Raw genomic sequence first — 8,101 nt, forward strand, 5'->3', positions numbered from 1 at the left:
CGCGCACCGCCGTGCCCATGTCGTCGGTGTCCGCGAGGCGGCGGCGTGGTCAGCGGCGTGGGTGTCGCTCGGCCTGGCGTTCGGCGGCGTGGTGTGGTGGATGTTCGGCGCCGAAGCGGGAGGCGAGTACTACGCGGGGTATCTGATCGAGAAGAGCCTCGCGGTGGACAACGTGTTCGTGTTCGCCCTCATCTTCGGATACTTCGCCGTGCCGCGGATGTATCAGCACCGGGTGCTCTTCTACGGGGTGCTCGGCGCGCTGGTCCTCCGCGCGATCTTCATTGCCGGCGGGGCCGCGCTGCTCGGCCGGTTCCACTGGGTCCTCTACGTGTTCGGCGTCATCCTGCTCTACACCGGGTGGCGGATGTTCCGCCATCGCAACGAGCAGATGGACCTCTCCGCCAACCCTGTCCTGCGCCTCGCGCGCCGGGTCATCCCGACCACCGACGACTATGACGGACAGAAGTTCTGGGTCCGCCGCGCCGGGCGGTGGGTCGCCACCCCGTTGTTCATGGTGCTCGTCCTGGTGGAGACCAGCGACCTCATCTTCGCGGTGGACTCCATTCCCGCCATCTTCGCCATCACCCAGGAACCGTTCATCGTCTTCACCAGCAACGCGTTCGCGATCCTCGGGCTGCGCGCGATGTATTTCCTCCTCGCGGACCTGATGCACCGCTTCGTCTACCTCAAGGCCGGCCTGGCCGCCATCCTCATCCTGGTCGGCATCAAGATGCTGCTCATCGACATCTGGAAGGTCCCGATCGGTTTGTCCCTGGCTGCCATTGCTGCCTGCTTGGTCGTCGCGGTCACCGCAAGCCTTCGAGCAACCCGTCCGACCCCGGCGAGTCGTCGATGACGCACCCACTGCTGCGTTGGCGCGACATTGCCGACCTGACCGTCGCGCGAGGCTTCCCGTGCATCTCGGTGTTGGTGGCGACCACGCCGGCGCCGAGCATGCGGGGCGACGACCGCCAGCTGATGATGGCCCTCGTGGACCAGGCCGGGTCGGAGCTCGAGAGCCACGGGCTCCTCGCCCGGGGGCGGCTCATGACCGAGCTGCGGGACATCGCCCAGCAGGTCGCTGGCGAGCCCACCCAAGGCAGCCGTGCGCTCTACGTGAGCCACGCAGTGCGCCGCTCGTTCAGCCTTCCTGTCAGCGTCACCCCCCGCGCGGTCGTCGAACCCACCTTCGCCACCCGTGACCTCGTGCGGGCCCTGCACGCCACGCCACCGCACCTCATCCTCACCCTCGACTCCTCGGGCGCTCAGCTCTTCCACGCCCAGGGCATGACGATGACCTCGGTTGCCGGCGTCTCGATGACGAGCGAGGCCCCCGAGCCACGTCAGCACGGACAACCGGACCGCGCCCTGGCGAGCGACACCTTCCTCGCCGAGGTCGACTACCAGCTCGGCCGGCACCGTCTGACCTTCCCGAGCCCGCTCGTGCTGGCCGGGCCCGAGGCGCTCCTCGCCACCTTCGCGCAACGCTCAAGCCACCTCGAGCGGTTGGCCGGGAAGCTCGACACCGCTGACTATCCGACCCCCGCTGACATCCTCCGCGGCTCCTCCATCGCCCTGGAGCAGTACCTGGTCTCCAGGCGACACAGCGCGTTGGCACTCGTCCGTGAAACCCTCGAACGAGACCCGCGACGAGTCTTCACCGGGATCGAGGCAGCCTGGCGCGAGGGCCGCCGCCGCTCTCCGCTCATGCTTGCCGTCGAAACCGGTTACTCCGTCCCGGGCCACCGCTGCAGCGCAGCCCTCACCCAACGGGACGACATCGGCACGGTGTCGCACGACCACGTCCACGACCAGGTCCACGACCTGGTCGACGACCTCATCGAGATCGTCATCCACGGCGGCGGGTGGATCGCGCTCGTCGACGACGGATCCCTCCGCCAGCACCAACGCCTCGCGCTGGTCTCCGGGAGAGGCTGACCCGTCACCCTTGCGTCCGACACGTCGGTCGCCGCGGCGACCGTCGCGCCGGACGCAGCGGTGGGCGTCAGGGGTGACGGACGAATCGGGGGACGTCACGGTCCTGTAAGGCCGGACGGGGGGTCCCGGGCGCGGGACCGACCTACGCTTGACCCATGGTTAGCCTTGCCGTCATGAGTGAACAGCGCCATGACGGACGTGCCCCTGACCAGACCCGCGAGGTGCGGATCACCCGCAACTGGCTCGACCACGCGGAGGGGAGTGTGCTTGTCGAGTTCGGCCGGACCCGGGTCCTGTGCGCGGCTTCCTTCACCGAGGGCGTGCCGCGCTGGCTGAAGGGAAAGGGCACCGGCTGGGTCACGGCGGAGTACGCCATGCTGCCGCGGGCGACCAACACCCGGTCCGACCGTGAGTCCGTCAAGGGCAGGATCGGCGGTCGCACCCACGAGATCTCGCGCCTCGTCGGGCGCAGTCTGCGGGCCGTCGTCGACACGAAGGCCTTGGGCGAGAACACGATCGTGATCGACTGCGACGTCCTGCAGGCTGACGGCGGGACCCGGACCGCGGCCATCACCGGAGCCTACGTCGCCCTCGTCGACGCGATCGAGGACGCCCGCGGCAAGGGTCTGGTCAAACAGACCGCCCAGCCCCTGACCGGGTCGGTGGCCGCCGTGAGTGTCGGTGTCGTCAAGGGCCTGCCGGTCATGGACCTCGACTACCCGGAGGACTCGACGGCCGACACCGACATGAACGTCGTGATGACCGGTGACGGTCGCTTCGTCGAGGTCCAGGGCACGGCCGAGGCCGAGCCCTTCGACCGCGCCCTGCTCGGTCAGCTCCTCGACCTCGCGACCAAGGGCTGCCAGGACCTCACGGTCCTGCAGCAGGAGGCGCTGGCCGAGCCCCCCAGGGTGCGGTCGTGACCCGTCTCGTCCTCGCCACCCGCAACGAGCACAAGGTGCATGAGATGCGCGCGATCCTCGCCGGCCTGAGCGACGAGCTGGGCCTCGAGGTCGTCGGAGCGGCCGACGTCGCCGGAGCACCGGACGTGGCCGAGACCGAGGTGACCTTCGAGGGCAACGCACGCCTCAAGGCCGTCGCCCTGGCTCTGGCAACCGGGCTCCCGGCGGTGGCCGACGACTCAGGGCTCGCCGTGGACGTCCTGGGAGGCTCGCCGGGTGTCTTCAGCGCCCGCTGGTCGGGGAGCACGGGTGGGGCCGACCTGGCCCGCGCCGCCCGCGACCGGGCCAACACCTCGCTCCTGCTCGAGCAGGTCTCGGACGTGCCCGACGAGCACCGCACGGCGTCGTTCGTCTGTGCCGCCGTGCTGGCGCTCCCGGACGGGACGACGCATGCGACCGAGGGCCGGGTCCACGGCTCCCTTGCCCGAGCAGGCAAGGGTGCCAACGGATTCGGCTACGACCCGATCTTCCTCGTGGACGGGGGCTCGCGCACCCTCGCCGAGTTCACCGACGAGGAGAAGAACGCCATCTCGCACCGTGGTAAGGCCTTCCGCGCCATGGTGCCCCTGCTGAGGAGCCAGTTTACGTCATGACCATGTCCGAGGCGCGCTTCGACGACGTCTCCAAGGCGGTGCTGCCCTCCGGCACGCCCCCTGTGGAGCCGAGACCATCGCGCCCCGGCGCCGCACTCACGGGTGTGCTCTCCGGGGGAGTGGCCATCGGGGTCGCCACCCTGCTCGCCGGAGTCATGGGCCTGCTGGGCATGGGTGGGGGCACCCCGTCGCCGGTCCCCGCCATCGGCAGTGCATTCATCGACCGGACACCGCCGTGGCTCAAGGACTTCGCCATCTCGACGTTCGGCACGAACGACAAGCTGGCGCTCTTCGTCAGCATGGGCGTCGTCCTCGTCGCGCTCTGCGCGGCGATCGGCGTCCTGGCATGCACCCGGCACACGCTCGCTCTCGTGCTGCTCTGCGTTGTCGGGGCGCTCGGCGCAGCCGCGGTCCTCAGCCGCCCGGGCGCGGCCCCCCAGGACATCATCCCGACGGTCATCGGGACCATCCTCGGCGTCCGGACTCTCGGCCGGCTCCTGTCCCCGTCGGCGCTTGCCCACGGCTCCCTCTCCCGGCGCCGGGTCCTCACCGGGGTCGGTGCGGTCGTCGCGGGCGTCGTCGGGGCGAAGATCTCCGGTGGGAGCACCAGCGCGAGCGAGTCGCGGGCCCAGGTGACCATCCCGGCTGCGGCCACGACTCCCCTCGCCGTGGACGGCGCGTCGATCTCCGTGCCCGGCATCACGCCCTACGTCGTCGCCAACGACGCGTTCTACCGGATCGACACGGCCCTCGTGGTGCCGCGACTCGACACCGCGACGTGGTCCCTGCGGGTCTACGGCGAGGTCGAGCAGGAGATCACCCTCGACTGGAGAACCCTGCTGGGCAAGAAGCTCGAACAGCACCTCATCACCTTGACCTGTGTCTCCAACGAGGTGGGCGGTGACCTCATCGGCAACGCGATGTGGACCGGCTGGCCGGTGCGCGAGCTGCTGGCGATGGCGCGGCCCCGGGCCGGCGCCGATATGGTCCTCTCCCGCAGCTCGGACGGCTTCACCGCGGGCACGCCGCTCGGGGCCCTGACCGACGACCGCAACGCGCTGATCGCGGTCGCGATGAACGGGCAGGCGCTGCCCTTCGAGCACGGTTTCCCGGCGCGGCTGGTCGTGCCGGGCCTCTACGGCTACGTGTCGGCGACGAAGTGGGTCACCGAGCTCAAGGTCACCCGGTTCGCCGCCGACGAGGGATACTGGACCCCCCGCGGCTGGTCCGCCGAGGGGCCGGTCAAGACCTCGTCCCGGATCGACGTCCCCCGACGCAGCGCGAGCGTCCAGGCCGGGACCGTGGCCGTGGCCGGCGTGGCCTGGGCTCAGCACCGGGGGATCGCCACGGTCGAGGTCCAGGTCGACGACGGCCCCTGGCAGCCGACCAGGCTCGCGGACGAGCCGACCATCGACTCGTGGCGCCAGTGGGTCTACGAGTGGGCCGCGACCGCAGGACCCCACACCCTGAAGGTCAGGGCGACGGACAGGGCCGGATCCGTCCAGGTCGCCGACGAGGCGCCGCCGGCACCGAACGGCGCCACCGGCTTGCACACGATCAGCGTCACCGTCACCTGAGTGGGCCGCGGCCGTCACTAGAATGGGGGCCGCGCGCAAGTGGCGGAACGGCAGACGCGCCGGGTTTAGGTCTCGGTGCCTTCGGGCGTGGGGGTTCGAATCCCCCCTTGCGCACTGGGAGGTCATCCGAGGGTGGTCTCACCCTGCCGGGCGGTCCACCGTCGCGGGGTCGGGGACGGGTCGACTACGTTGGTGACGTCAGATCGGGAACCGGCCCGACGGCATACCTGAGCCTGAGAAGGAGCGGACGTGAGCGCGAGGCTCAGCGCGGGCGACACCGCCCCCGACTTCACCCTCCAGAATGACCGGGGCGAGCAGGTGTCGCTGCATGACCTGCGCGGCACGAAGGTCGTCGTCTACTTCTACCCGGCGGCGATGACCCCGGGCTGCACCACGCAGGCGTGCGACTTCAGCGACTCGATCGACGCCCTGCACGCCCAGGGCTACGAGGTCGTCGGCGTCAGTCCCGACAAGCCCGAGAAGCTCGCCAGGTTTCGCGAGCGCGACGGCCTGACCATCACCTTGCTCTCCGACCCCGACAAGAGCGTCCTCACCGACTACGGCGCCTTCGGCGAGAAGAAGCTCTACGGCAAGACGGTGCGGGGCGTCATCCGCTCCACCTTCGTCGTCGACGAGGTCGGCACGCTCGTCGACGCCCGCTACAACGTCAGGGCGAGCGGGCACGTGGCCAAGCTGCGTGCGGACCTGGGTCTGTAGGGTGTCCACTCGAGCGAAGGGAAGCCGCCGATGAGCGACTCACAGCAGGTCACCAACCCGTCCATCGACCAGATCGAGGCAGATATCGCCGCGACGCGGGCCCATCTGACGGCGACCGTCGACGAGCTGGTCACCCGGTCCCAACCCAAGGAGATCATCCGCCGCCAGAGCGAGAGCGCCCGCGTGGCGTTTGCCGGGGCCACCCGCACGTCCGACGGCGCGATCCGCGTCGAGCGGCTCGCGGGCGTGCTCGGGGCCGTCGCCGCGCTGCTCATCACCATCGGCCTGGTGCGTCGCCAGCGCAGCTGACGCTGGGCGCCCGAGCAGGACGGTCACCGAATGGCGACGAAGAGCACGGCTTCCGCGCAAGATCGGCTCCCGATCCGCATGCTCCACGACCGGGTCCTGGTCACCGTCGAGGACGATGCGGGGGAGCGGCGGTCTGGTGGGGGCATCGTCATCCCGGCGACCGCGTCGATGGGCAAGCGTCTGGCCTGGGCGCAGGTCGTTGCGACGGGGGGAGCCGTGCGCCAGGTCCAGGTCGGCGACCGGGTGCTCTTCGACCCCGAGGAGCGTCACGAGGTTGAGCTGCACTCCAAGCAATACATCCTGTTGCGGGAGAGGGACATCCATGCTGTGGCCGCGCCGCGGGTCGAGGACGACAAGACCGGCCTCTACCTCTGAGGTGGATGCCGACCGGGGTGGGGGCAGGGCTCGGAGGTACCGCTTCAGCCGCGACCTGCAAGGCGCCTCGGTATGCCGTGACCCCGGGCGACGGCGCAGGCCTCAGGGCGTCGTCGCCCGGGGTTGAAGGCGGTCATGGGGACGGCGTGGTTGACCAGGTCACGTCAGCAACGTGAGTGCCATGGCAGTGGGCACGGCGGCCACGCAGCCGTGGACCCCCTCCCGGTGGTACGGGAGAGGGTCCACGGCCGTGCGGCTGTTCAGGGGGCGGGGACCGCAGCCGTCCTCGGGGTCAGACGGCTCCCAGCGGGCACCGGGAACGGGTGTCCCAGGTTGTCGAGCCGGCCGCGCACCCGGTTCTGTGCCTGGCAGTCGCTCACGCAGGTGGTCGGCGGGTTGGCCACTTCGGTCGAGTCCTCGCCGGTGACGAATCCCATCCGCCCACCGCTGGCAACGTCCCAGACCGACATCCCGCCGCAATGGCGCACGCTCGGGACGAGCGGATCGGTCGTATTGCACTCCGACTGTGGCACCCGGGTCGCGACCTGGGCGCTGTCGCGGGCGATGAACCGTGCGGACACGTCGTTGGCGATGTTGACCCGCGGGGTCACCTTGACGCAGAACTGCCCGGGCGGGCCCGTCGCGACGCTGGTGCAGCCCGAGCCGAGGAACTGCCCGATGCGGGCGCGGAAGTTGGGGTTGTCGAAGTAGAACGGCGTCAGCCCCGGCGTCGTGGACTGGGCCAGGAGATGGGTGATCCGGGTCGCGCTGCCGTCGGAGCGCGCCGGTTCCATCTGGAAGATCCCCCCCTGGGCGCAGTCCTTGGCCTGGATCTTCATCGAGAGGCCGGTGCCGGTGCGCTGCAGGACCAGGTCCTCGCCGTTGATCTCCACGACGATGGCGCTGCTCAGGACGAGGCCGCGGTGGTCGGGCACCTTGCTGGCGAAGACGGGAGTGAAGCGTCCGCCGGTGATGTCGAGCGGGTTGGCCGCACCGGTGAATGCCTGATCGAGAACCGCGAAGTCAGCGCTGCGCACGTCGAACTGGGCGTAGCGGCCACGGACGGCAAACCTGTCGCCGAATTGGGCGGCCGGGATGGCGGTGCCGACCTGGTCATTGCCGACGGTCGCGACCGTGGCTCCGGTCGTCTGGTTCACCAACCGGAAGCCACCATCGGTACAGCCGTTCGACGACGCGCCCTGCGCCGATCCCGTCGTCCCGACCAGGACCGACGCCACCAGCAACGGGGCGATCAGCCCCGCCCTGACGATGTGCGCTCTGCGTGACATGTCTTCCTCATTCCGCTGGAGGGGTAGTCGTGCAGACCTCACCGTGGGGTGCGCGGAGAGCATGGCGCAATTGTCCTTTGGTCGTAGGACCCCTCGGGCTAACGGCGGGTGGACACGGGCCTGTCGACGGCGCACCTATCAGACGGGGCCATCCGGCTGGACCGACGTCCCCTCGGGAGGGGAGCCACGGCTCATTTTCCATCTGTGCATGGGCCACGCTAGGTCCACGAAGACGCATGATGCCTGCTCGGCCGCGAAGCGGTAGATGCGCGTGCCGATCACGTGCTGGGAAGGAAAATGGTGGATGGGCCCAGACCTGGAGGTCGGAGCCCATCCCGTTG

The 8,101-nt window shown here is 70.0% G+C and carries 9 protein-coding genes and 1 tRNA gene; 9 read left to right on the forward strand and 1 reads right to left on the reverse strand.

Going from position 1 to position 8,101, the window contains the following annotated elements:
- From ACLL9L_RS13265 to ACLL9L_RS13305, 9 genes are all read left to right on the forward strand, one after another.
- On the forward strand, positions 1-856 hold an 856-nt coding region (locus tag ACLL9L_RS13265; RefSeq protein ID WP_411285134.1), incomplete at its 5' end, for a TerC family protein.
- Positions 853-1,938, forward strand: coding sequence for a hypothetical protein (locus ACLL9L_RS13270; RefSeq protein ID WP_411285135.1), 1,086 nt, complete (start codon positions 853-855; stop codon positions 1,936-1,938). The genes ACLL9L_RS13265 and ACLL9L_RS13270, both read left to right, overlap by 4 nt.
- A gap of 173 nt (positions 1,939-2,111) precedes the next feature.
- Positions 2,112-2,861: a ribonuclease PH gene (rph, locus tag ACLL9L_RS13275; protein WP_411285136.1), complete on the forward strand. Its 750-nt coding sequence runs from the start codon at positions 2,112-2,114 to the stop codon at positions 2,859-2,861.
- A complete protein-coding gene (rdgB, locus tag ACLL9L_RS13280) occupies positions 2,858-3,493 on the forward strand; it encodes an RdgB/HAM1 family non-canonical purine NTP pyrophosphatase (protein ID WP_411285137.1) in 636 nt (211 codons plus the stop codon). Before rph ends, rdgB begins: the two co-directional genes overlap by 4 nt.
- Positions 3,490-5,070: a molybdopterin-dependent oxidoreductase gene (locus ACLL9L_RS13285; protein ID WP_411285138.1), complete on the forward strand. Its 1,581-nt coding sequence runs from the start codon at positions 3,490-3,492 to the stop codon at positions 5,068-5,070. The genes rdgB and ACLL9L_RS13285 overlap by 4 nt, the downstream gene beginning before the upstream one ends.
- Positions 5,071-5,103: 33 nt before the next feature.
- Positions 5,104-5,184, forward strand: a tRNA-Leu gene (locus ACLL9L_RS13290).
- Positions 5,185-5,319: 135 nt separating this feature from the next.
- Positions 5,320-5,787, forward strand: coding sequence for a thioredoxin-dependent thiol peroxidase (bcp, locus tag ACLL9L_RS13295; RefSeq protein WP_411285139.1), 468 nt, complete (start codon positions 5,320-5,322; stop codon positions 5,785-5,787).
- A gap of 30 nt (positions 5,788-5,817) precedes the next feature.
- Entirely contained in the window at positions 5,818-6,096 is a 279-nt protein-coding gene (locus ACLL9L_RS13300) for a DUF3618 domain-containing protein (protein ID WP_411285140.1), read from the forward strand.
- 30 nt (positions 6,097-6,126) lie between these two features.
- A complete protein-coding gene (locus ACLL9L_RS13305; RefSeq protein ID WP_411285141.1) occupies positions 6,127-6,471 on the forward strand; it encodes a GroES family chaperonin in 345 nt (114 codons plus the stop codon).
- 260 nt (positions 6,472-6,731) lie between these two features.
- On the opposite strand, the gene ACLL9L_RS13310 is transcribed toward ACLL9L_RS13305, so the two are convergent.
- Entirely contained in the window at positions 6,732-7,760 is a 1,029-nt protein-coding gene (locus ACLL9L_RS13310) for a hypothetical protein (RefSeq protein ID WP_411285142.1), read from the reverse strand.
- Positions 7,761-8,101: the final 341 nt, after the last annotated feature.

Origin of the sequence: Lapillicoccus sp. (assembly GCF_046595215.1) — a bacterium.
Classification (GTDB): domain Bacteria; phylum Actinomycetota; class Actinomycetes; order Actinomycetales; family Dermatophilaceae; genus Lapillicoccus.